This is a genomic window from Streptomyces minutiscleroticus, assembly GCF_014650875.1.
Taxonomy (GTDB): Bacteria; Actinomycetota; Actinomycetes; order Streptomycetales; family Streptomycetaceae; genus Streptomyces; species Streptomyces minutiscleroticus.
Genome location: NZ_BMVU01000009.1, coordinates 77,143 through 101,144 on the forward strand (window position 1 = coordinate 77,143; position 24,002 = coordinate 101,144).

The window sequence follows — 24,002 nt, forward strand, 5'->3', positions numbered from 1 at the left end:
GGTCGTCCGCCGACCGTCCGGTCGTCGGCTGACCGGCCCGTGGGCTCGACCGGCTCGTCCGTTCATCCACCAGCCCGTCCGTGCTCCCTCCGACGGGGGAGGGTGCTCGGATCCCGGGTTGCGGCTTCGGCGCCGAAAGGCCGGGCGTCGGGGCGGACGCAGGAGTGCCGAGTGCTTCGGGGACCCGGCGACGGCTCTCGTGATGACGCGGGCGCAGACGTGGCGGACGCGGCCCTTGGTGGCGCGCACGCGAGCGCGGGCCCGTGGTGAGGCAGGCGCGGACGCGGGCCCGTGGTGACGCGTGCACACGCACGAACCGGGGTGGAGCGACGCGGGTGCGGACGGTCCGGAGCACCACGAAGGTGTGCTTCCCCGGCTGTTCGTCGGCGGCTTCGACGCCGACGGGCCACTGCCGTGACCTGTCGACGCGACGTACCGAAGGGCTCCGGCGGCGGAGGCCGTCGGCTCAGCGGGCCGCCGCGCGGCGCAGTACCTCCGAGGCGACGCCGCCCGTGCGGGGCTGGACGACGTCCACCCCCGCGACCGAGTCGAGCGGCTCCGGCCGGGAGTCCGCGCTGGGGCGCCGGCCGCCGCGGCCCTCGCCCAGCACCTGCCAGCCGTCACGCGTGAGCGTGATGTACGCCCCGCAGCGCAGCCCGTGCAATGTGCAGGCGTCCCGCAGCCCCCACATCCACGCACCGTCCTCCTCCGTCCAGCGCGTGTCGCCCTCGCGGCAGTAGAGCAGGACGGCGGTACGGACCGGTGTTCGGCGCCGCAGGTCGTGCGGGATCACCCGGCGCAACTGGGCCAGCAGTGCGTTGCGGAAGACCCAGCCGTCCGCCGGGGCGGGGCGCCGCGTGAACGAGGCGCTCGCGCGCAGTCGTTCGTCCGGGTCGAGAACGGCCACCACCGCGGTCGCCGGACGCGGCCGGTGCCGGGAGTGCAGCCCGCTGACGACCTCTCGGGGATTGCGCAGCAAGGGGATCCCCGCGGCCGCCCATTCGGCGGGTTCGAGTATGCGCGTCTGTGGATTGGCGGTGACGGCGGACGTCGACATCGACGCCGCCGAGGACGGAGCGAATCCGAAGGTCACGGTCCTCCCTTCGGCTACGCGCCCACACTGCGGGCGGGGTCGGACTGGGGAGCGCACCGCGGTATGGCCCAACCGGGCCATGAATGAGCCGTGCGGGGAACACGTCCAATTCTTCCTGCCGTACCGGCTTGCGGCAACGAGCAATTGGAGCGCCCGCCCGGATTCTGGCGATGCATCCCCTATATCCATGCCCGGCCCGTCCGGTGGTGATGCGCGAGGCCGTCGGTTGTGCGGCGGGATGCCGTTGACCGCGGGACGGAATGCCGCCGGAGGTGCGGTGAAGCACCGCGGGGACGTGGTCGAAGACTGTCTGCGCCGCGGGCCGAGACGCCGGGTGATGGCGTGAACACGCGCCATTGGTCATGCGCGTGACCGCCCCGGCGGCCATGGTCTCCCGCCCGGGAGCACGGTCTCCGACTCCCCGGTCAGCCCTGGACGGCGAGGACCAACGGCAGCACCCCCTCGGCGCCGGCCTGCCGGAGCAGACGCGCGGCCACGGCGAGCGTCCAGCCGGTCTCCGTCGCGTCGTCGACGAGCAGGACGGGTCCCCGGGTCTCCGCGAGAGCGGCGGCCAGGCCGGGCGGCACGGCCAGCGCTCCGTGGAGTGCCTTCAGCCGCTGCGCGCTGTTGCTGCGCGAAGCCGGTACGGTCTCGGCCGTGTACGCGAGGGAACCCAGCAGGGGAAGGCGGCCCACCTCGGCGATCCGCGCTCCCAGCGACTGGATCAACCGCGGTCTGCCGTGCGAGGCCATGGTGACCACACCGACCGGGCGCGGCTGCGCGTCCGGCTGCCCGGAGGCCCAGCCGCCGGGGCCCTTCGCCCAGTCGGCCAGCACGCCCACCACAGCCTGCGCGACATCGTCCGGCACGGGTCCGTCCGGTGCCTGGGGCGCGAGGAGCGGCCGCAGTCTGTTGCCCCAGCCGATGTCCGAGAGGCGACCCAGCGCCCGGCCCGGTGCCGCCTGGTCACCGGCCGGGATGCGCCCCTTGAGGTCGACGCCGATCGCCGGAAGTCCCGTGGGCCACATCTTGCGCGGCTCGACCTCCACCCCCGCGCGGTTCAGCTCGCCGCGCGCGGCGTCCAGGGCGGCCGGGCTCACGGAGTCGGCGAACCGCGCTCCCGCGCAGTTGTCGCAGCGGCCGCAGGGAGCCGCCTCCTCGTCGTCCAGCTGCCGCCGCAGGAACTCCATGCGGCAGCCCGTCGTCGTCACGTAGTCCCGCATGGCCTGCTGCTCGGTCTCGCGCTGCTTGGCCACCCAGGCATAACGCTCGGTGTCGTACGTCCACGGGACGCCGGTGGAGATCCAGCCGCCCTTGACGCGCCGTACCGCCCCGTCCACGTCGAGCACCTTGAGCATGATCTCCAGTCGGGACCTGCGCAGCTCCACCAGCGGCTCGAGCGCGGGCAGGGAGAGCGGCCGGCCCGCCTGCGCGAGCGCGTCCAGGGTGTGCCGCACCTGCTCCTCCGGAGGGAACGCGATCGAGGCGAAGTACTGCCAGATCGCCTCGTCCTCCTTGCCCGGAAGGAGCAGCACCTCGGCGTGCTCCACTCCGCGGCCCGCACGTCCCACCTGCTGGTAGTAGGCGATGGGCGAGGAGGGCGACCCCAGGTGCACCACGAAGCCGAGATCCGGCTTGTCGAACCCCATGCCCAGCGCCGAGGTCGCGACGAGGGCCTTGACCCGGTTGGCGAGCAGGTCCTCCTCCGCCTGCTGGCGCTCGGCGTTCTCCGTCTTGCCGGTGTACGACGCCACGGTGTGCCCGCACTGGCGCAGGAACGCGGTGACCTCCTCGGCGGCGGCCACGGTGAGTGTGTAGACGATCCCGGAGCCGGGCAGGTCGCCGAGGTGCTCGCCGAGCCAGGCCATCCGGTGGGCGGCGTCCGGCAGCCGCAGCACGCCGAGGCTGAGACTCTCCCGGTCCAGCGGACCGCGCAGGACGAGGGCGTCCGTGCCGCCTCCCGTGCCCAGCTGTTCCGCCACGTCGGCCGTCACGCGCGCGTTGGCCGTCGCGGTCGTGGCCAGCACGGGGACGCCGCCCGGCAGCTCGGCCAGCATGGTACGCAGCCGGCGGTAGTCCGGCCGGAAGTCGTGCCCCCAGTCCGAGATGCAGTGCGCCTCGTCGACCACGAGCAGGCCGGTCGCGGCGGCCAGCCTCGGAAGCACCTGATCGCGGAAGTCGGGGTTGTTCAGCCGCTCCGGGCTCACCAGGAGCACGTCCACGGTGCCCGCGGCCACCTCCTCCTGGACGGTGTCCCACTCCTCCGTGTTGGACGAATTGATCGTGCGCGCGTGGATTCCGGCCCGCGCCGCCGCCTCCACCTGGTTGCGCATCAGCGCGAGCAGCGGGGAGACGATGACGGTGGGTCCGGCGCCCCGCGCCCGCAGCAGAGCGGTCGCGACGAAGTACACGGCGGACTTGCCCCAGCCGGTCCGCTGGACGACCAGGGCCCGGCGCTTCTCCGCGACCAGCGCTTCGATGGCGCGCCACTGGTCCTCGCGCAGCCGGGCCCGGTCCGCCGGGGCGCCGACGAGACGGGCGAGTACGGCATCGGCCTCGGTTCGCAGCTCTGCGTTGCTCATGGCTCCATGCAACCCGATGGCTCCGACATCGCGCGAACGGCCCCGCTGAGCTGTGGACAACTCCTGACGTGAGCATGGTCCAGGTTGTCCACAGGGTAAAGCGGAATCTTGAGATCCGCGGGATGGTCGCCGCATGACGAATCACAGCGAACCGTCCGGCGTTCCCGTCGGCGGCGACATCACCACATGCGGCGAGCCCGCCCGCGAGCAGACGGCGCGGGAGCCCGGCCGCCACCGCCGTCACCGTGATCCCGTCGAGGGAGCCGACAGGGCGGACAGGGCGGACACGAAGGACAGGACGGAGAAGCGGAGGGCGGGGCAAGGGGCGGAGGAGGGGGTGGGGAAGGAGGCGACGGAGCGCGTGAAGAAGAAGGGGGAAGCGAGTCGCGGCAAGGGCCCGGACGGTGGGGCCGGTCGGCTCGACGGGACCGGTGGGTCCGGTGGGTCCGGCGGCCGGGACGTGCCGAGCGCTCCCGTCGTTCCCGGTGCTCCGCGTGCCGAGCACCAGGTCACGCTCCGCACGCCCGCCGAACTGGCCGACGCCCTGCCGTACCTGCTCGGGCACCGTCCCGACGACAGCATCGTGCTCGTCGCCGTGCACGACAGCGACGGGAACGGCCGTTTCGGCGGACGGGCCCGGCTGGGCATCCCCGACAACGCGCACGACTGGGCGGCCGCGGCGGAACAACTGGCTCGCGGACTCGTGCGGGGCAGCGAGCGCAGGACCGGCCGGCCGGACGGCATCGTCGCCTTCCTGTGCCGGGACTCCGAGACGGGCGAGACGGCACAGGACGTCATGGAACGACTGCGTCCGCTCGCGCAGCGACTGCGTACGGCATGCGGTCGGCTCGACGTGCCCGTGGTCGAGGCCCTGTGCATCACGGACGGCCGCTTCTGGTCCTACTGCTGCCCCGACCGGAACTGCTGCCCGCCGGACGGTACGGCCATGGGCCTGCCCGGCACCTCGGTGCTCGCGGCCGCGGCCGCCTACGCCGGGATCCAGGTCCGCGGCGGCCTGCGGGAGCTGCGGGCCCGGCTGACTCCGTGGGAGACGGCCGCGGCGCTGGAGCAGGAGGCCGCGCTCGACGCGGTCAGCATGTCCCTGATCCCCCGCATCCTGGACGACGGGAGCCGCGCCGAAGTGGCGGCGCAGACCCTCGGGCTGGCCCGGCGGACCGTGCGCCGCCTCGCCGGCGCTCCGCCCGTGACCGGCGCGCTCCCGTCGGACCTCCGTGACGACGGACTGATCCCGCACGACGAGGCGGCCGTACTGCTCCTCGGCCTGCAGGACCGCACGACGCGCGACCGCGCCGCGGAGTGGATGGAGGGCGACGAGGCGGAGCCCGCGCTGCGTCTCTGGCGCGCCCTCGCCCGCCGCTGCGTCGGCCCGTACGCCGAGTACGCGGCGGCGCCGCTCACCCTCGCCGGCTGGGTGGCGTGGTCCTGCGGGGACGAGCTCGAAGCCAGGGAGGCGCTGGCCATGGCGCTCGCCGCCGACCCCGAGTACCTCTTCGCGCGCCTCCTCCACCAGGCGTGCAACGAAGGCCTGGACCCCGAGGCGGTGCGCCGTTGCCTGCGCGGAGAACGCGACGGCCGCGCGGACGCGGCGGACAGGCAGACGGACAGCGGCGGTGACCGCGGCGAGGACAGCGCCGGCCTGCGGGCCGGTGACCGGGAGGACGGAGCCGAGAAGGGCGCGGACGAAGGGAGCGCAACGGATCCCGGACGGCGGCGCGTGCCCGGCGCCGAAACGACCACGGACCGGCCGAGTGCCGAAGCATCCACGGACCGGTCGAGCACAGGAGCGTTCGCGGGCCGGTCGAGCACCGAAACCTCCGTGGATCGGCCCCTCACCGGCACCGGCGCTGATACCGGCATCGCCGGGGGCGGCGAACAGCGGCCCGCACGTGTGCTCCGTCGCCGTCGTAGGCCGCGCCCAGCGACGGCTCCCTCGGACCGGACGAACAAGGTGAACCAGACGTCGCGTCAGCGTCCGCTGCCACCGGCGGGCGTGCGTCGCTCCCGTCCGGAGCCGGTCGCCCCCTCCGGGCCGGAGGGCCCGCGCCCGACAGCCGGTGTCGCGGACGACGGCGCACGTTCCGCGCACACGTCCGACCGCCACGACACGACTCCCCGTCGTCGTGGAACGGAGAACCGCGCATGACGTCCCCGCTCCGGTCCGGGCTCCGGTGCCGGCGCCAAGCGCCCTCCCTCTCCCGTCACCCCCATACGGTTGGTATTCGCCGATGTCGGCGTGACCTGCGACGGCTCCTGTGCGTTCACCTGAGTGGAGCAGTCCGCAGCCGGGCTGTGCCGTCGCACCGCCTCGCACCTCCGGAGCCACCCACCCGACGCCGAGCGCGCACGCAGCGCATGGAGCGCAGAGGAACTCGTCCCATGTCCCCGCCCACCCGACCCCCCGCCTTCGAAGCGGGCCCGGACCGGCCGCCCCGGCACGGCCCCGGCGCCCACCCGGCGGGTCCCGCCGACCCTGTCGCCCGGCACCCGCAGAGCACGGGTGCGACGTACGCACCGGTACGTCGCCCCCCTTCCGCGCCGCACCCGGCCGCGCAGCTGCCGTCCGCCCACACCGCGCTGATCTGTGTCGCGCTGCCGGCGCTGGCCGTCTCGACCGAGCAGGGGCAACTGACCGGCCAGGGCCTGGAGGGCGTCTACCTCGACGGTCGGCGGGTGCTCTCCCGGTGCCGACTGCGCGTGGCGGGCAGGGAACCTCTCGCGGTACAGGCCCGCATGGTCACGGCGGACCGGGCACACTTCGTGGCGACCTGGCGTTCGTCCGCCGACCAGGGGCCCGACCCCGATGTCGTCGTCGAACGGACACGGCATGCGGACGGCACCGAGCGGATCACCCTGCGCAGCGCCGCCCGCCGCCCGCTCCGGCTACCCGTCGAGATCGCGCTCGGCACGGACCTGGCCGACATGGGCGCGGTCGCCTCCGGCACGGCCGGACCGGAACTGCCGGCCAGCGTCCACGACTCCGGGATGCGGTGGTCCGACGGGACGGCGACGTCCGTCCTCACGGCCGACCCGCCGCCCACGGACGCGCTCGCCTCCGCCGGACTGCTGCGCTGGGAGATCGAGCTTCCGCCCGGCGCCACCAGAAGCGTGGAACTGCGCGTGCGGCCGGACGGCGCGGGCCCGGTCAGGACGGCGGCGCGCGGCACGACCGGCCCGTTCGCCCCCGCACGGGCCGTGAGCGACGACCCGAGGGTCGCGCCCCTCCTGCGGACGAGCCTGGCGGACCTGCAGGCGCTGCTGCTGCGCGATCCCACCCACCCCGGTGATGTGTACGTCGCGGCCGGCGCCCCGTGGCGGTGCGGCATGGCACCGGCCGAGGCGCTCGCGACGGCACGGATGGCGCTGCCGCTCGGCACCCGGCTCGCCGCGGGCACGATGCGCGCCCTCGCCCGCACCCAGCTCACCGGTTCGGGCACCCTGTCCGGACTGATCCCGGGCCCCAGACGGCACACGGGTGTGCTGCTGCCGCCGAGCTGTACGGGTGTCGAGGCGACCCTGCTGTTCCCGGTGCTGCTCGCGGAGGCGCGGCGCTGGGGACTCCCGGAGCAGGAGACCGAGGAACTGCTGCCCGCGGCCGAGAACTGCCTGCGCTGGCTGCGGACCGCGACGGGCAGCGGTGCATACGTGGCCGACCCCTTCCCCGACGGGCCCCTGCGCTGCGAAACGCAGGCACATGCGCACCGGGCGGCGCTGCTGGGGGCGGACCTCCTCGACGCGTACGACCGGCCGGGCGGGGCCGGGCTGCGCCAGTGGGCTCAGGAGTTGCGGACGGTGTTCCGCGACGACTTCTGGATCGATGACCGGGCCGGTGGCAGACCGGCGGCCGCCCGCACCGCGGACGGCCGTCCCCTGCCCCATCTGGGCGCGGGCAGCGTGCACCTGCTCGATCTCGGACTGCTCGGTTCCGGCGGGTTCGCCGAGGGACTGCTCGACAAGGTGCGGACCGAGCAGCTCGCACGTCTTCTCGGCGGACCCGCCATGGACTCCGGCTGGGGCCTGCGCAGCCTCGGCGCCAAGGAGGCGGTCTACAACCCGTTCGGGCACCACGCGGGTGCCGTGCGGGTCCACGAGACGGCGGTCGCCGTCGCCGGTCTGGCTGCGGCCGGCTACGACAAGGAGGCCGCTTCGCTGCTGAGAGGCCTGCTGTCGGCGAGCGACGCCTTCGGTGGCCGGCTGCCGGAGATGTACGCGGGGGAGGAGCGCACGGCGGGCGGTCTCCCCGTACCCCATCCGGCGGCCTGCCGCCCCGCGGCCACGGCCGCCGCGGCCGGGGTGCTGCTCCTCAACACCCTCGCCGGCGTCCGGCCCGACGTGCCCGCGGGGACGGTCGCCCTGCGTCCGATCCGCAGCGCGCCGCTGGGGGAGATCGGCCTCACGGGGCTGCGGGTCGCGGGAGCCCCTTTCTCCGTACGCATCGGCAGACTCGGCCTCGCCATGGTCGAGGAGGCGGCCGAGGAGCTGCAGCTGGGGATCTGACCTGCGGCGGGACCAGACGGAGAGGGGACGGCGGGAGCCGTGGCACACATGCCCGGACGCAGCGGACCGGCCATCGACGGGGCCGACGAAGGAGGTGTTTATCGTCAGGAAGACGACTATGATCGCGGCATGCCCTACGACCCGTCAGCCTATCCACCCTTCGCCGTCACCGTGGACCTGGTCGTACTGACCGTGCGCCGCCATTCCCTGTGCGCGCTGGCGGTGCGGCGGGGGGAGTCGCCCTTCCAGGGACGGTGGGCGCTTCCGGGCGGTTTCGTACGGCCCGACGAGGACCTGACGCAGGCCGCTGCGCGCGAACTGAGCGAGGAGACGGGGCTGCGCGTGCACGACCCGGACGTCGTTCCCGCCCAGGACAACGGCGCGCACCTGGAACAGCTCGCGACCTACGGCGACCCCAAGCGCGATCCGCGGATGCGGGTGGTCAGCGTCGCGCACCTCGCACTCGCGCCGGACCTGCCCGCCCCCAAGGCGGGCGGCGACGCCAACAGTGCGCGCTGGGCGCCCGTGGAGGAGCTGCTGCGGCAGGACGGTTACGGCCGCGACGGCGAGCAGGCCGCTCCGCTCGCCTTCGACCACGCGCAGATCCTGGCGGACGGCGTGGAGCGCGCCCGTTCCAAGATCGAGTACTCCTCGCTGGCCACCGCGTTCTGTCCGACCGAGTTCACGGTGGGCGAGCTGCGCCGCGTCTACGAGGCGGTGTGGGGCGTCGCGCTGGACCCGCGCAACTTCCACCGAAAGGTCACGGGCACCCCCGGGTTCCTCGTGCCCACCGGCGGCACGACCACGCGGCAGGGCGGCCGCCCCGCCCAGCTGTTCCGCGCGGGTGGCGCCACGCTGCTGAACCCGCCGATGCTGCGCCCCGAGGTCTGACGCCTCAGCGGCGGCCCGGCCGAAGGGAAGCCCGACAGCGGTCCGGCCGATGGGAAGCTCCGCGGAAGCGCGCCTGCGGGATGCCCGAAAAGCCGTACATGTCGCGCTATCTTGCTTCGGGTGATCGAGGCCACCGGACTGACCAGCAATCCCCGCAAGGAGCTGCCGCCCGCCGTCGACGACGTGTCGTTCGAGGCGCACGCCGGCCACGTCACGGCACTCCTCGGCGCGCCCGGCGCGGGCAAGACGACGGTGCTGAGGCTGATGCTCGAACTCCAGCGAGGCCGTGGAATCACCCGCTTCAGGGGGCGGCCGCTGCACCGCATCGCCCACCCGTCGCGCGAGGTGGGCGTGCTGCTCGGAGACGTGCCCGGCCATCCCGGGCGCACGGTGCGCGGTCATCTGCGCATGCTGTGCGCGGCGGCGGGCGTGCGCAGCGCCCGGGCCGACGAGGTTCTCGAGGCGATGGACCTCGTGGACCTGCGCGACGAGCGCCTGGGCACCCTCTCGCGGGGCATGGACCGACGGCTGGGGGTGGCGTGCGCCCTGTTGCCCGACCCGCACACCCTGGTGCTCGACGAGCCGACCCGCGGGCTGTCGGCCGAGGAGGGCCGCAGCCTGCACGACGTCCTGCGCGCCCACGCCGACCGGAAGGGCACCGTGCTCTTCACCACGGCCGACCCCAGGGAGGCCGCGCGCGCCGCCGACCGCGTCGTCACCCTGGAGGCGGGCAGGGTCGTCGCGGACCAGGCCGCCCCCGACTTCGCCCGTACCAGGCTGCGGCCCCGCGTGGCCGTCCGCAGCCCGCACGCCGCACGCCTCGGCGTCCTGATCGCCAAGGAGGCCCGTGCCGCGCGCCGTTCGGTGGAGGTCGTCCACGAGAGCGGCACCCGCCTCTCGGTGTACGGCAGCACCTGCGCCGACGTGGGGGAGACCGCGTACCGCCACCACATCCTCGTGCACCAACTCGCCGACGAGACCGGGGACATGGGCCCCGAGGTCGTCACGCCGGCCGGTGGTGAACGCGAGGCCGCTTCCTGGCGCCGGACCATCCCGCTCCCGGCACCGCAGAGCACGTACGGCGCTGCTCCGGCTCAGCCGCCCGCAGCGGGAGCGACGGACCCGGACGCTCTCCAGCTCGCACGGCTGACGACCGCAGAGCTCGACGCTCCGCAGCCCGCGCGGCCGGCGATCGCGGGATCCGGCGCAGCCGCGCCTCCGTGGTCGGCGACCGCACCGTCCGGCACAGCCGCGCCTTCGCAGCCGGCGGCCGCGATGCCCGACGCGACCGCGCTCTCGCGACCGGTGACCGCGATGCCCGGCGGCCCTGCGTCCCCGCAGTCGCAGCCGGCGGCCGCACCGCTCGACGCCGCCGCGCCCGCGCGATCGGTGATCACACTTCCCGACCCCCCGTCCCCGTCCCCCCTCCCGCTCCCCATCACCGTCCGCCCCGGAACCGGTCCCGCCCGTCCGCTGCGGTACGAGCTGCGCCGGGCCGCCGGGATCGGGACCGGCTACCTCACCGGCGCCGCCGTACTCGTCGCGTCGGCCCTCGTCTCGGTGGTCGCGGCACGGATGGGGCACACTCCGCAGCCGCGTCTGCTCGCCGCGTGGCCGCGGGAACTGCCCCTGCCGCCCGCGGCGCTCGGCGCGGGGCTGCTGGGCGCGCTCGCCTCCGGCGACGAGTTCCGCCATCCCGCGCTGGCCGCGGACCGTGGCACCGTCCCCCGCCGCCTCGGGCTGCTCGCCGCCAAGCTCCTCGTCGCGGCCGCCACCGCACTCCTCCTGGCCGTCCTCACGGTGGGCGTGGACACCGGACTGCTCTGTCTCGTCCACGGACGGGAGCTCGCCGAAGTTCCCGCCGACTGGCTTGCGCTGAGCGCCGGTTGGCTCGGGCTGGTCGTGGGCTGCGCCTGGGCGGGCGTGCTGGCCGCCGGCCTCTTCCGGTCGACCACCGCCGGACTCGCGGCGGTGGTCGCCGTACCGGTGGTCCTCGCGCCCCTGGTGCGGAAAGGGCTGCACGGCCCCTCCGCGCGCTCGGCGGAGGGACTGCCGGCGCGGCTGCGCGAGCTCTTCCTCGTGCAGTGGCCGTTCGGCGGCGAGCGCTATCTGGCCGCCGGAGTGCGAGTGATCGCCCAACCCGTGGCTACTGCGCTGACGTTGTCGATCACGGCCCTGCTCTGTGCGTATCTGTTCATGATCGTGCGCAGTAGGACTCGATGACGACCGGTAGGGCTCATTTCTGCCTCACGAGGCTCACAACTCCCCACAAAACGCCCATTTCTCTCCGATAAGGCGTCAAGTAGGGCAGGGTGAGCGATCACCCTTTCGTGTGCTTTTCACCAAAGCCCTCAAGGCAGTTGGAGGCACGGCCGACAAAGGATGCGTGACTACCCTTGCGCACTCCATGATGACCGCCGCCCGCTCCGCAGACTCCGGCCTGGCGAACCCGGGCGAACTCGACCGCTACCCCTACGCGGAGGCTTCCGGGGCCGACCGCGTCGGTGCCCCGGCATGGGACGGCGCGGAGCCCGAACTGGGCCGCGTCGGCCGGCGCGCCGCAGGCACCCGTGGACGCGGTCTGCACGGCCAACTCGTGCAGCAGCTCGGCCAGATGATCGTCTCCGGCGACCTGGGCGCCGACCGCCCGCTGGTGCCCGAGGAGATCGGCCAGCGGTTCGAGGTCTCCCGGACCGTCGTCCGCGAGTCGCTCCGCGTCCTGGAGGCGAAGGGCCTGGTGAGCGCCCGTCCCAACGTCGGTACGCGGGTCCGCCCCGTCAGCGACTGGAACCTGCTCGACCCGGACATCATCGAGTGGCGGGCCTTCGGACCGCAGCGCGACGACCAGCGGCAGGAGCTGAGCGAGCTGCGCTGGACGATCGAGCCGCTGGCCGCCCGCCTCGCCGCCGGGCACGGGCGCGAGGAGGTGCAGCAGCGCCTCGCCGACATGGTCGAGATCATGGCCCATGCTCTGGGGCAGGGCGACGCGATGACGTTCTCGCGCGCCGACGCCGAGTTCCACTCGCTGCTGATCCAGATCGCCGGCAACCGCATGCTGGAGCACCTCTCCGGCATCGTCTCGGCCGCCCTCCAGGTCTCGGGCGGCCCCGTCACCGGCTGCGACCGGCCGAACGAGACGTCCGTCGCCCACCACGGCCGGATCGCCGACGCCCTCGCCGCGGGCGACGGCGCGGCCGCCGAGGCGGCCATGCGCCAATTGCTCACGGCCCACCCCGAGGTGGAGCGCGTGGTCCCGGCGCCGCGCGAGCACTGACGTTCCGCGTCGGCGTCCGCACCGCGAACGGCGTGCCCAGGAGGATGCCCCGCGTGGCGGCGCGGGGCATGCGGACCGGACGGATCGCCTTCCGGCGGACTGCCTCCCGGCGGCCCCGCCGAGCGGCCGACTCCGCCGAGCGGGCCGGCCCCACCGAGAGATCCGGGCCCGTCGAGCGATCCGGCCCCATCGGATGAGCCGGGCCACCGGACCAGCCGGACCGGTCGAACCTGCCGGGCAGGCCGGATCAGTCGAACCTGCCAGGTCGGCCGGACCCCCGAACCGACCACCTGCCGGTCCTACCGGACCGGTCGGATCGGCCGGACCCACCGGACCGGCCGCCCCCGACCCGCCAGGGCGACCGGACCGGCCAAGTTCCCAGGAGCGAGCCGAACCCGCCGGGCCAGCCCCCCGCCGGACCAGGGAATCCCGCCAGGTCTACCGGACCCACAAGACCGGCCGGCCCCTGCCGGACCGGCGGACCCCGCCAGCCCCGCCGGACCCGCCGGACCCGCCAGACCAGTCACCCCGGTCGCCTCGGTCGGACGGGTCGTCCCGGCCGGACCGGTCGGACCGACCGGTCCGGCAAGCCCCCTCCGGGGCGAGCCGAACCCGCCGAGCCCGCCGAACGCGGTCATCGCGCCGGCCCCCTCCCCGTGCGGTCCGGCGGGCGGATGGGTGGGCTGATCGCTTCCGACGTCGTTTGGCCGCCTGTGGCAGGTTCTGCCCACTTACGGGGTGTGACTCGGGCCACGCAAATTCGGCGTAACGCTCCTCGGAACAACGCGATGACCTAAGAGGTGACAGCCGAGGAAGGAATACGGACGCCGTCGGAGGCGCTGTGCATCTTCCCGGTCCCCGCCCGCGCCGTCGGCTCATCCCTCAGTCGGCGGTCGTCGGCTCCGGTCCACAGTGGACGGGGCCGGAAGCCGTTTTCCAACGTTCCGAGAGGTTGTTCGTGTCGGCCAGCACATCCCGTACGCTCCCGCCGGAGATCGCCGAGTCCGTCTCTGTCATGGCGCTCATCGAGCGGGGAAAGGCTGAGGGGCAGATCGCCGGCGATGACGTGCGTCGGGCCTTCGAAGCCGACCAGATTCCGGCCACTCAGTGGAAGAACGTACTGCGCAGCCTCAATCAGATCCTCGAGGAAGAGGGTGTGACGCTGATGGTCAGTGCCGCGGAACCCAAGCGCACCCGGAAGAGCGTCGCGGCGAAGAGCCCGGCCAAGCGCACCGCCACCAAGACCGTCGCGGCGAAGACGGTCACCGCCCGGAAGGCCACCGCCACCGCCGCCCCGGCCGCGCCGGCCACCGACGCCTCCGCCGACGACGCCGCACCCGCCAAGAAGGCCACGGCCAAGAAGACGACCGCGAAGAAGGCCGTCGCCAAGAAGACCGTGGCCAAGAAGGCGACGGCCAAGAAGACCGCCGCCAAGAAGGACGACGTCGAGCTGCTCGACGACGAGGTCATCGAGGAGACCCCCGGCGCGGGCAAGCCCGGCGCCGAGGAGCCCACGGAGGACGGCGCCCAGGGCTTCGTCCTGTCCGACGAGGACGAGGACGACGCGCCCGCGCAGCAGGTCGCCGCGGCCGGCGCCACCGCCGACCCGGTCAAGGACTACCTCAAGCAGATCGGCAAGGTCCCGCTGCTCAACGCCGAGCAGGAGGTCGAGCTCGCCAAGCGCATCGAGGCCGGTCTGTTCGCCGAGGACAAGCTGGCCAACGCCGACAAGCTGGCCCCCAAGCTCAAGCGCGAGCTGGAGATCATCGCCGAGGACGGCCGCCGCGCCAAGAACCACCTGCTGGAGGCCAACCTCCGCCTCGTGGTCTCCCTGGCCAAGCGCTACACCGGCCGCGGCATGCTCTTCCTGGACCTCATCCAGGAGGGCAACCTCGGTCTGATCCGCGCGGTGGAGAAGTTCGACTACACCAAGGGCTACAAGTTCTCCACGTACGCCACCTGGTGGATCCGTCAGGCGATCACCCGCGCCATGGCCGACCAGGCCCGCACCATCCGTATCCCGGTGCACATGGTCGAGGTCATCAACAAGCTGGCCCGCGTCCAGCGCCAGATGCTCCAGGACCTGGGCCGCGAGCCCACCCCGGAGGAGCTGGCCAAGGAGCTCGACATGACCCCGGAGAAGGTCATCGAGGTCCAGAAGTACGGCCGCGAGCCCATCTCGCTGCACACCCCGCTCGGCGAGGACGGCGACAGCGAGTTCGGTGACCTCATCGAGGACTCCGAGGCCGTCGTCCCGGCCGACGCGGTCAGCTTCACGCTCCTCCAGGAGCAGCTGCACTCCGTGCTCGACACCCTGTCCGAGCGCGAGGCCGGCGTGGTCTCGATGCGCTTCGGTCTCACCGACGGCCAGCCGAAGACCCTCGACGAGATCGGCAAGGTGTACGGCGTGACGCGTGAGCGCATCCGTCAGATCGAGTCGAAGACGATGTCCAAGCTGCGTCACCCGTCCCGCTCCCAGGTGCTGCGCGACTACCTCGACTGAGCCCCGGCACACGTCGCAGAGGGCCCGGCCTCCTCCAGGAGGCCGGGCCCTCTGTCCTGCGCGGTCCCGTTCCGGCCGGGACGCCGGGCATTTTGTCCGATGCGCGGGATGCGGACGACCGTCCGCTGCACCACTCTGGGTTACTCAAGGCAACCCGAGAGTGAGGATGGCGTATGCGTCGCACCTTCGCCCGAGCCCTGGCCCTCGTGGCCGCCGCGGCGGGGATATCCATGGCGTCTCCGGGCCCCGCGGCGGCCGGGAGCGTGGTCGTCGGCGGTTATCCCGTCGAGATCTCCGCCGCCCCCTGGACGGTGGCCCTGTCCAGCCGTGAGCGGTTCGAGGGCGTACGGGCCGGCCAGTTCTGCGGCGGGGTGGTGATCGCCCGGGCGGCCGTGCTCACGGCCGCGCACTGCCTGAGCGAGGAGGTGCTGGGCGCGGCGCGGCAGGACGTTCGGGACCTGAAGGTGATCACGGGGCGGGGTGATCTGACGGCCGAGACCGGCAAAGAGATAGCCGTGCGCTCGACCTGGGTCAATCCGGCGTACGACTCTTCCACCAATGCGGGTGATTTCGCCGTACTGACCCTTGCGGAGTCGCTGCCGACGGACTCGGTCATCGGCATGGCGGGGCCGGACGACGCCGCGTACCAGCCGGGCACGAGCGCGGCGGTCTACGGGTGGGGCGACACGACGGGGGGCGGGGCGTACGCCCAGGAGCTGCGCGCCACACGGGTGCAGGTGCTCCCCGACGCGGACTGCCTGGAGGCCTACCCCGGCAGCGCGGACGGCACGTACACGGCGGACTCCATGCTGTGCGCGGGCCAGCCGGACGGAGGCCGGGACGCCTGCCAGGGGGACAGCGGGGGTCCGCTGGTGGCCCGGGGGAGGTTGATCGGTCTGGTGTCGTGGGGGAGTGGGTGCGGACGGGCCGACAGCCCCGGCGTCTACACGCGGGTCTCCGGCGTCGTCCGTGCGCTCGGACCGGACCGCGGGGCGGACCGGTGAGCGGTGCGCTGAGCAGGACCCGAGCACTCACACGGGGCCTTTCCGAGTGACGAGCGAGGGCGGCCGTCCCTGAATGGCGGGGGCGGCCGCCCTGTCACCGGCCTGTGCCGGAGATGGCTCGTCGTGGATGCCGAAGTGTCAGCGCTCTTCGTCGTCGGCGCTTGCCGGAACGGACGTCAGCCGCTCCGTCTCGTCCTGTATCTCAGCGGCGATCTTCTTGAGTTCCGGCTCGAACTTGCGACCGTGATGGGCGCAGAAGAGCAGTTCACCGCCGCTGAGAAGGACGACGCGCAGATATGCCTGGGCGCCGCAACGGTCGCAGCGGTCAGCGGCCGTCAGCGGGCTCGCGGGGGTCAGAACAGTAGTCACGTCGCCTCTTCTCTAGCTCGACGAGCTGTCGTACCAGGGTCAACATCCAACCAGGCCGAAAACGTTCCCGCTCGTGCCTCTTCCTCGAAAAAATTTCTCCCGAGGCGGCTGTCTGCTGCCGGTTGGCGGCGAATGAGCCGTAGTGCGTGTCTGTGCGTCGTACGGGTTCGCGCTTCTGTCAGGTTCTCGTCCTCCCGGCTGGGTTGCCGGTTGTTCATGAGGACGTGCCCGGAGCCTAAATGGTTCATGCCTCGAAGGGAACGTGATGTGCACTTCACTCCTTGGAAGGATCGAACATCCATACGACTGTGGATTACCCTGAAGACCGAACGAGGGTGGTGTTACAACGGCTCTACCTGGCCTCGGTACCCTCGGACCGGCGACCGAAGCCGGGGCCTTACCCCAATGGGCCCCACCTGAAATTCAGCGAGGAGCGAACCGCGTGACCGCCGAGACGTCCGTGCCGTCCACTGCGCTGCTGACCGGAGCAGATCGGGACGGTTCCAACTACACCGCGCGGCACCTGCTCGTCCTCGAGGGGCTCGAGGCCGTGCGCAAGCGCCCCGGTATGTACATCGGCTCCACCGACAGCCGCGGCCTGATGCACTGCCTGTGGGAGATCATCGACAACTCCGTCGACGAGGCCCTGGGCGGCTTCTGCGACCACATCGAGGTGATCCTGCACGACGACGCCTCCGTGGAGGTGCGGGACAACGGCCGCGGCATCCCCGTGGACGTGGAGCCCAAGACCGGCCTGTCCGGTGTCGAGGTCGTGATGACCAAGCTGCACGCCGGCGGCAAGTTCGGCGGCGGCTCCTACGCCGCCTCCGGCGGCCTGCACGGCGTGGGCGCCTCCGTGGTGAACGCCCTGTCGGCCCGCCTCGACGTCGAGGTCGACCGCGGCGGCCACACCCACGCGGTCAGCTTCCGGCGGGGCACCCCCGGCATGTTCAAGGCGAACGGCCCGGAGGCGGCCTTCGACCCGTCGGGCGGCCTGCGCAAGCTGAAGAAGATCCCGAAGTCGCGTACCGGCACGCGCGTGCGCTACTGGGCCGACCGCCAGATCTTCCTCAAGGACGCCAAGCTCTCCCTGGAGAACCTCCACCAGCGGGCCCGTCAGACGGCGTTCCTGGTGCCCGGCCTGACGATCGTCGTCCGGGACGAGTTCGGGCTCGGTGAGGGCGGCAGCAAGGGCGAGGAGTCCTTCCGCTTCGACGGCGGCATCAGCGAGTTCTGCGAGTACCTGGCCGCCGACCGGCCCATCTGCGACGTCCTGCGCTTCTCGGGGCAGGGCACCTTCAGGGAGACCGTCCCCGTCCTGGACGAGCACGGGCAGATGACCCCCACCCAGGTCACCCGTGAGCTGGGTGTCGACATCGCGCTGCGCTGGGGCACCGGCTACGACACGACCCTGAAGTCGTTCGTGAACATCATCGCCACCCCAAAGGGCGGTACCCACGTCGCGGGCTTCGAGCAGGCCGTGGCCACCACCGTGAACGAGGTGCTGCGCGCCAAGAAGCTGCTGCGCGTCGCCGAGGACGACATCACCAAGGACGACGCCCTGGAGGGGCTCACGGCGGTCGTCACGGTGCGTCTGGCCGAGCCGCAGTTCGAGGGCCAGACCAAGGAGGTCCTCGGTACCTCGGCGGCCCGCCGCATCGTGGCGAACGTGGTCTCCAAGGAGCTCAAGGCGTTCCTGACCTCCACCAAGCGGGACGCGGCGGCCCAGGCGCGTGCCGTCCTCGACAAGGCCGTGGCCGCCGCCCGGACGCGTATCGCGGCCCGCCAGCACAAGGAGGCGCAGCGCAGGAAGACGGCTCTGGAGTCCTCCTCGCTGCCCGCCAAGCTGGCCGACTGCCGCAGCGACGACGTCGAGCGCAGTGAGCTGTTCATCGTCGAGGGGGACTCGGCGCTGGGCACCGCCAAGCTGGCGCGCAACTCCGAGTTCCAGGCGCTGCTGCCGATCCGGGGCAAGATCCTCAATGTGCAGAAGGCGTCCGTCGCGGACATGCTCAAGAACGCCGAGTGCGGCGCGATCATCCAGGTCATAGGAGCCGGTTCCGGGCGGACCTTCGACATCGACGCGGCCCGCTACGGCAAGATCATCATGATGACCGACGCCGACGTGGACGGCTCCCACATCCGCACCCTGCTGCTGACCCTCTTCCAGCGCTACATGCGGCCCATGGTCGAGGCCGGCCGGGTCTTCGCCGCGGTGCCCCCGCTGCACCGGATCGAGCTGACGCAGCCCAAGAAGGGCCAGGACAAGTACGTCTACACGTACTCGGACCGGGAGCTGCGCGACAAGCTGATGGAGTTCCAGAGCAAGGGCATCCGCTACAAGGACACCATCCAGCGCTACAAGGGCCTGGGCGAGATGGACGCCGACCAGCTGGCCGAGACCACGATGGACCCGCGCCACCGCACCCTGCGCCGGATCAACATCTCCGACCTGGAGGGCGCCGAGCAGGTCTTCGACCTGCTGATGGGCAACGACGTGGCGCCCCGCAAGGAGTTCATCTCCAGCTCCGCCGCCACGCTCGACCGCTCGCGCATCGACGCCTAGAGCAGCCGGCCGGGCGCGGTGGCCCCGGAACCGGTGCCACCGCGCGACGGCCGACCGGGGCGCTCCGTGCCCGGCCGTCCCTCCGGCCGGGCACGGAGCGCTCTGCTCTGCCGTCGGCGGTCCTGTTCCCGCCGGCGGGCGGCCGGGCGCGGAGCGCCTCGCCCGGCTGATCGGTGGCCCCGTCGTCCCGCCGGTGGGCGGGCGGCGCGTGCCGGAACCGGGCGGCGCCCCGGTGCTCCGGCCGGCGGGCCGCTTCGGCGCACGCCGCTCCCTCGCCGAACGCTTCGCAGCGCCCGCCGGAACGACACCGTCACACCACGTGATCATTCGGTCACCTGATGGGGTGAAGAGGCGGAGAGCGGGGCCTGGGCCCCGCTCCTTCTGCCCATCCTTGGCACGCGGCCGCACGGGCCGCGGACAAGGAGACAGCGGTGGAGAAGCACGACGGTCCCGGCGCGGGGAGGACGGGACCCGGCGACCCGTGGTACGAGCCCGTTCCGGGCTGGGGCGCGGTGGACGACGCGGAGGCCCGGGCCGGCGCCGTGCCCGCCGCGCGCCGCGCGCCGGGGACCGGGGGCGGCCACGCGGCCGGCATCTACCTGGAGGTGCAGCGGAGCGCGGCGTTCCAGGAGGTGCGCGGCCGGTACCGCCGGTTCGCGCTGCCCGGCGCCGCCGTCTTCCTCGCCTGGTACGTGACGTACGTGGTCGCCGCGACGACGGTCCCGGAGGTCATGGCGCGGCCCGTCGCCGGCGCGGTGAACGTGGCGATGCTCGCGGGCCTCGGCCAGTTCCTGAGCACGTTCCTGTTCACGTGGGCGTACGCGCGCCACGCGAGGCTGCACAGGGACCGGGCCGCGCTGGAACTGCGCTGGGAGACTCAGGAGATGACGCGCGGCGTCCCGGGCGGTGAGCGATGACGAGCCATCACCAGACGCTGGCACTGGTGCTGTTCAGCGCTTTCGTCGCGGTCACGCTGGGGATCACGGTCTGGGCGGGACGCAGACGGCACGGGTCGGCGGAGGAGTTCTACGTCGGCGGACGTCTGTTCACCCCGATGGAGAATGGTTTCGCCCTCGCCGGCGACTATCTGTCGGCGGCCTCCTTCCTGGGCATCTCCGGGCTCATCGCGCTCTTCGGCTACGACGGGCTGCTGTACTCGGTGGGGTTCCTCGTCGGCTGGCTCGTGGTGCTGTACCTCGTGGCCGAGCTGGTGCGCAACTGCGGCCGGTTCACCCTCGCCGACGTCGTGGCGGCGCGGATGAGGCAGCGCCCGGTGCGCATCGCGGCGGGGACCTCCTCGGTGACCGTGTCCGTCCTGTACCTGGTGGCGCAGATGGTGGGGGCGGGCAGCCTGGTCGCGCTGCTGCTGGGCGGCACGGACGGCGCGGCGCGGACGTGGACGATCGTCGGCGTCGGCGCGCTCATGGTCGTCTACGTGTCGCTGGGCGGGATGCGGGCCACCACCTGGATCCAGATCGTGAAGACGGTCCTGCTGACGGGCGGCGCCGTCACGCTGACCGCGCTGGTGCTGACGCGCTTCCACGGCGACTTCGACCTGCTGCTGCGCACGGCGGCGCAGCGCAGCGGGCACGGGGAGGCGTTCCTGGCGCCCGGCCTGAACTACGGCGGCGACTGGACCGCGCGCCTGGACTTCATCAGCCTCGGCCTCGCCCTGGTGCTGGGCACGGCCGGGCTGCCGCACATCCTGTCCCGCTTCTACACCGTGCCCACCGCGCGGGCCGCGCGCCGCTCCGTCGTCTGGGCGGTCGGCCTGATCGGCGGCTTCTACCTGATGACGATCGTGCTGGGCCTCGGCGCCGCCGCGCTCGTCGGCCCCGAGGCCGTGCGCGCGTCCAACGCCGCTGGCAACACGGCGGTCCCGCTGCTGGCCCTGGACCTGGGCGGAGGGGCGTCCTCCACCGGTGGAACGGTTCTCTTCGCGGTCGTGGCCGCGGTCGCCTTCGCCACCATCCTCGCCGTGGTCGCCGGGATCACCCTCGCCTCCTCGGCGTCCGTGGCGCACGACCTGTACGCCTCGCTGCGGCGCCGGCGCGGCGGGCCGGGCGGCGAGGTCGCCGTGGCCCGGATCGCCTCCGTCGGCATCGGCGCGGTCGCCATCGCCCTCGGACTGCTGGCCCGGGACCTCAACGTGGCGTTCCTGGTCGGGCTCGCGTTCGCCGTGGCCGCGTCGGCCAACCTGCCCGTCCTGCTGTACTCGCTGTTCTGGCGCGGCTTCACGACGCGGGGCGCGGTGTGGTCGGTGTACGGGGGACTGGTGCCCGCCCTGGTGCTCGTCGTGCTGTCGCCGGTCGTGTCGGGCAGCCCCGGTTCGCTGTTCCCCTCCGTGGACCTGCAGTACTTCCCACTGGAGAACCCCGGGCTCGTCTCCGTCCCGCTGGGCTTCGCGGCGGGCTGGCTCGGCACGGTGACCTCGCGCGAGGAGCCGGACGAGGCCCGTCACGCGGAGACGGAGGTGCGGTCGCTCACGGGAGCGGGGGCGGCCTGAGGGGGTTCCGACGCGCGTCGCTCACGGGAGCGGGGGCGGCCCGAGGGCGTCCCCGGCGCGCGCCGCTCACGGTGCCGCCCAGGCGTACCGGTGCTCCGGCCGCCCCGTGTCGCCGTACTTCAGGGAGAGCCGCAGCCGTCCGGCCTCCTCCAGGTGGCGCAGACAGCGCTGGGCGGTGGACCGCCCCAGACCCGTCTCGGCCGCGCCCTCGTGCGCCGACAGCGGCCGCCGACCCGGCGCAGCGCCGCGCGGATCAGCTCCGCGGGTCCCACTCGTACCGGTGCTCCGGGCGGCCCGCGTCGCCGTACCTCAGGGACAGCCTGGCCCGCCCCGTGCGCTCCAGGAGCTTGAGGTAGCGCTGGGCGGTCTGCCGGCTCAGCCCCGTCCGCTCGGCGATCTCCTGGGCGGACAGCGGCCCCTCGGCGTGCACGAGCGCCCGGCGCACGGTGTCGGCGGTGGCGAGGGAGTGGCCCTTGGGCAGGTCGGCGGGGCGCGAACCGGCCGACAGGGCGCCGAAGATCCGGTCCACCTCGGCCTGCTCGGCCTCCCCGCCGCCGTCGAGGGTGCGGCGCAGCGCCGCGTACGCCTCCAGCTTGGCGCGCAGCCCCGCGAAGGCGAACGGCTTGACCAGGTACTGGAGCGCGCCGTGCCGCATCGCCGCCTGCACGGTGGCCACGTCCCGTGCCGCCGTCACCATGATCACGTCGGCCTGGTGGCCGCGCCGCCGCATCTCCCGTACGACCGTGAGCCCGGTGTCGTCCGGCAGATAGTGGTCCAGGAGCACCAGGTCCGGCCGGGGGGAGGCGTCCAGCAGGGCCAGCGCCTCGGCCGCGGAGTGCGCCCGGCCCGCCACGTGGAAGCCGGGCACCTTGGCCACGTAGGCGGCGTTGACCCGCGCGACCCTGGTGTCGTCGTCCACGACCAGTACCTCGATCACCGCGGTTCCTCCTCGCCGGCCGTCGCGGCCCGCGCTCCCTGTCCCTGCTCCCGGCCGGACCCGTGTCCGGCCTCCTCGGCCTCCTGCCCGGGTTCCCGCGCGGCCAGCGCCTCGGGCAGCACGACCGTGAACCGCGCACCGCCGCCCTCCGCCTCGGCGACCCGGGCACTGCCGCCCTGCCGCTCGGCGAGCCGGCGCACCAGGGACAGCCCGATGCCGCGCCGGCCGTGCGCGGGCGGCTCCTTGGTCGACCACCCGTCCGCGAAGACCAGTTCCCGCTGCTCGGCGGGGACGCCCGGACCCGTGTCGGTGACGTGCAGGACGGCCGTGCGTCCCTCGGCGCGCAGTTCGACCTCCACGCGCGCGTGCGGCGCGCCCGCGACGGCGTCGAGCGCGTTGTCGACCAGGTTCCCGACGATCGTGACCAGCCCGCGGGGGTCGACCAGCCGGTCGGGCAGGCGGGTGGCGCCGGAGAGCCCCAGGGCCACCCCGCGCTCCGCCGCGACGGTGGCCTTGCCGACCAGCAGGGCGGCGAGCAGCGGGTCGTGGACCTTCTCGGCGACCTGCTCCGCGGTGGCCCGGTGGTCGCCCACCACCTCGCCGACGAACTCCACGGCCTCCTCGTACATCCCCAGTTCCAGCAGGCCGAGGAGGGTGTGCATGCGGTTGGCGTGCTCGTGGTCCTGGGCGCGCAGGGCGTCGATCAGCCCGCGCGTGGAGTCGAGTTCGCGGCCGAGCTGCTCCAGCTCCGTACGGTCGCGCAGGGTGGCCACGGCGCCGCCGTCGTCCGTGGGCATCCGGTTGGCGACCAGCACGCGCTGCCCGCACACGGTCAGCAGGTCGGTCCCGGTGACCCGCCCGGCCAGCACGTCGGTCGTACGCCCCGCGCCGAGCGCCTCGTCCAGGGGCCGCCCGACCGCCTCCTCGCCGATGCCCAGCAGGCGCGCGGCCTCGTCGTTGACGAGCCGGACGCGGCCGCCGCGGTCCAGGGCGACGACGCCCTCCCGGATGCCGTGCAGCATCGCCTCGCGTTCGGCGAGGAGGGCCGCGATGTCCGAGAAGGCCAGGTCGCGGGTCTGGCGCTGGACCCGCCTGGCGATCAGCCAGGCCGCGAGGGTGCCGACCGCCAGCGCCCCGCCCGCGTACGCGAACAGCCCGGGGACGGTGTGGAGCAGGCGGGCGCGCACGCTGTCGTACTCGATGCCGACGGAGACCGCGCCGACGATCCCGCCGTCCGCGTCGCGCAGGGGCACCTTGCCGCGCGCCGAGCGCCCCAGGGTGCCGTTGTCGATCTGCATGACCTCCCGGCCGGCCAGCGCCTCGCTCGGGTCGGTCGAGACGACCCTGCCGATCTCGCCGGGGTCGGTGTGCGACCAGCGCACCCCGCGCGTGTCCATCACCACGACGTACTCGGCCCCGCTGGCCTCGCGGATGCGCTCGGCCTCGGTCTGCACGGGGCCGTCGGCCGAGGGACGTGTCGACCGCAGGTCCTCGGCGATCCGCGACTGCGCGGCCGTGGTCTGCGCGATCGCGAGGGCGCGCCGCATCGCCTGGTCGTCGAGCTGGTCGCCGAGCGGCGCGAGGAACAGCCCGGTCGCCAGCACGGCGACCCCGGCGGCGATCGCCACCTGCATCAGCAGCACCTGCGAGAACATCCGCCGGGGCAGCCCGAGGCGCAGCCGCCCGGGCGGGCGGCGGGCGAGGGGAGTGCGGCTCATGCCCATGACGGTACGGGCCCGGTCGCCGCGGACCGCGCGGAGGG

At 73.5% G+C, this 24,002-nt stretch carries 15 protein-coding genes and 1 pseudogene; 10 read left to right on the forward strand and 6 right to left on the reverse strand.

The annotated features are described in order from the left end of the window. Positions 1 to 466: 466 nt before the first annotated feature. Both IE271_RS12815 and IE271_RS12820 read right to left on the reverse strand, forming a co-directional pair. Positions 467 to 1,093 (reverse strand): hypothetical protein, encoded by a 627-nt coding sequence (locus IE271_RS12815; RefSeq protein ID WP_190190389.1) that lies wholly within the window; start codon positions 1,091 to 1,093, stop codon positions 467 to 469. 425 nt (positions 1,094 to 1,518) lie between these two features. Next, positions 1,519 to 3,675 (reverse strand): RecQ family ATP-dependent DNA helicase, encoded by a 2,157-nt coding sequence (locus IE271_RS12820; RefSeq protein WP_190190390.1) that lies wholly within the window; start codon positions 3,673 to 3,675, stop codon positions 1,519 to 1,521. Positions 3,676 to 3,808: 133 nt separating this feature from the next. Between IE271_RS12820 and IE271_RS12825 the strand changes: the two genes are divergently transcribed. The 7 genes from IE271_RS12825 to IE271_RS12855 all read left to right on the forward strand — a co-directional run bounded on the left by IE271_RS12825 (position 3,809) and on the right by IE271_RS12855 (position 15,862). Further along, positions 3,809 to 5,839 carry a DUF4192 domain-containing protein gene (locus tag IE271_RS12825; RefSeq protein WP_190190391.1) on the forward strand — a complete coding sequence of 677 codons (2,031 nt, stop codon included), beginning with the start codon at positions 3,809 to 3,811 and terminating at the stop codon, positions 5,837 to 5,839. A 233-nt stretch (positions 5,840 to 6,072) separates the two neighbouring features. Further along, positions 6,073 to 8,190, forward strand: coding sequence for a glycogen debranching N-terminal domain-containing protein (locus IE271_RS12830; RefSeq protein WP_229919296.1), 2,118 nt, complete (start codon positions 6,073 to 6,075; stop codon positions 8,188 to 8,190). Between the two features lie 129 nt (positions 8,191 to 8,319). Next, complete coding sequence (locus IE271_RS12835) at positions 8,320 to 9,081, forward strand: NUDIX hydrolase (RefSeq protein WP_190190393.1); 762 nt, start codon at positions 8,320 to 8,322, stop codon at positions 9,079 to 9,081. A gap of 120 nt (positions 9,082 to 9,201) precedes the next feature. Beyond that, complete coding sequence (locus IE271_RS12840) at positions 9,202 to 11,304, forward strand: ABC transporter ATP-binding protein (RefSeq protein WP_190190394.1); 2,103 nt, start codon at positions 9,202 to 9,204, stop codon at positions 11,302 to 11,304. Positions 11,305 to 11,467: 163 nt separating this feature from the next. Then, positions 11,468 to 12,355 carry a FadR/GntR family transcriptional regulator gene (locus tag IE271_RS12845; RefSeq protein WP_190190395.1) on the forward strand — a complete coding sequence of 296 codons (888 nt, stop codon included), beginning with the start codon at positions 11,468 to 11,470 and terminating at the stop codon, positions 12,353 to 12,355. A gap of 958 nt (positions 12,356 to 13,313) precedes the next feature. After that, complete coding sequence (locus IE271_RS12850; protein ID WP_190190396.1) at positions 13,314 to 14,858, forward strand: RNA polymerase sigma factor; 1,545 nt, start codon at positions 13,314 to 13,316, stop codon at positions 14,856 to 14,858. Positions 14,859 to 15,031: 173 nt separating this feature from the next. Then, positions 15,032 to 15,862 (forward strand): S1 family serine peptidase, encoded by an 831-nt coding sequence (locus IE271_RS12855; protein ID WP_190190397.1) that lies wholly within the window; start codon positions 15,032 to 15,034, stop codon positions 15,860 to 15,862. Positions 15,863 to 16,000: 138 nt separating this feature from the next. Here IE271_RS12855 and IE271_RS12860 read toward each other — a convergent pair whose 3' ends face one another. Then, positions 16,001 to 16,231, reverse strand: coding sequence for a DUF7455 domain-containing protein (locus IE271_RS12860; RefSeq protein WP_190190398.1), 231 nt, complete (start codon positions 16,229 to 16,231; stop codon positions 16,001 to 16,003). Positions 16,232 to 16,673: 442 nt separating this feature from the next. Here IE271_RS12860 and IE271_RS12865 point away from each other — a divergent pair, with 442 nt between their 5' ends. The 3 genes from IE271_RS12865 (at position 16,674) to IE271_RS12875 (ending at position 21,303) form a co-directional block, all read left to right on the forward strand. Then, on the forward strand, positions 16,674 to 18,797 hold the full coding sequence (locus IE271_RS12865) for a DNA gyrase/topoisomerase IV subunit B (RefSeq protein ID WP_190190399.1): 2,124 nt from the start codon (positions 16,674 to 16,676) through the stop codon (positions 18,795 to 18,797). 431 nt (positions 18,798 to 19,228) lie between these two features. Continuing rightward, positions 19,229 to 19,714, forward strand: coding sequence for a DUF485 domain-containing protein (locus tag IE271_RS12870; RefSeq protein ID WP_229919298.1), 486 nt, complete (start codon positions 19,229 to 19,231; stop codon positions 19,712 to 19,714). Further along, positions 19,711 to 21,303, forward strand: a complete 1,593-nt coding sequence (locus IE271_RS12875; RefSeq protein WP_190190400.1) for a monocarboxylic acid transporter — start codon at positions 19,711 to 19,713, stop codon at positions 21,301 to 21,303. The genes IE271_RS12870 and IE271_RS12875 overlap by 4 nt, the downstream gene beginning before the upstream one ends. A 66-nt stretch (positions 21,304 to 21,369) precedes the next feature. Here the strand turns inward: IE271_RS12875 and IE271_RS12880 are convergent. The 3 genes and pseudogenes from IE271_RS12880 to IE271_RS12890 all read right to left on the reverse strand — a co-directional run. After that, positions 21,370 to 21,537: pseudogene (locus IE271_RS12880) on the reverse strand (helix-turn-helix domain-containing protein); the annotation flags it as partial. A gap of 19 nt (positions 21,538 to 21,556) precedes the next feature. Then, the gene (locus tag IE271_RS12885; RefSeq protein WP_190190401.1) at positions 21,557 to 22,240 is read right to left on the reverse strand and encodes a response regulator; all 684 of its coding nucleotides are present in this window, start codon (positions 22,238 to 22,240) and stop codon (positions 21,557 to 21,559) included. Then, a complete protein-coding gene (locus tag IE271_RS12890) occupies positions 22,237 to 23,958 on the reverse strand; it encodes a sensor histidine kinase (protein ID WP_190190402.1) in 1,722 nt (573 codons plus the stop codon). Before IE271_RS12890 ends, IE271_RS12885 begins: the two co-directional genes overlap by 4 nt. Between the last annotated feature and the right edge of the window lie 44 nt (positions 23,959 to 24,002).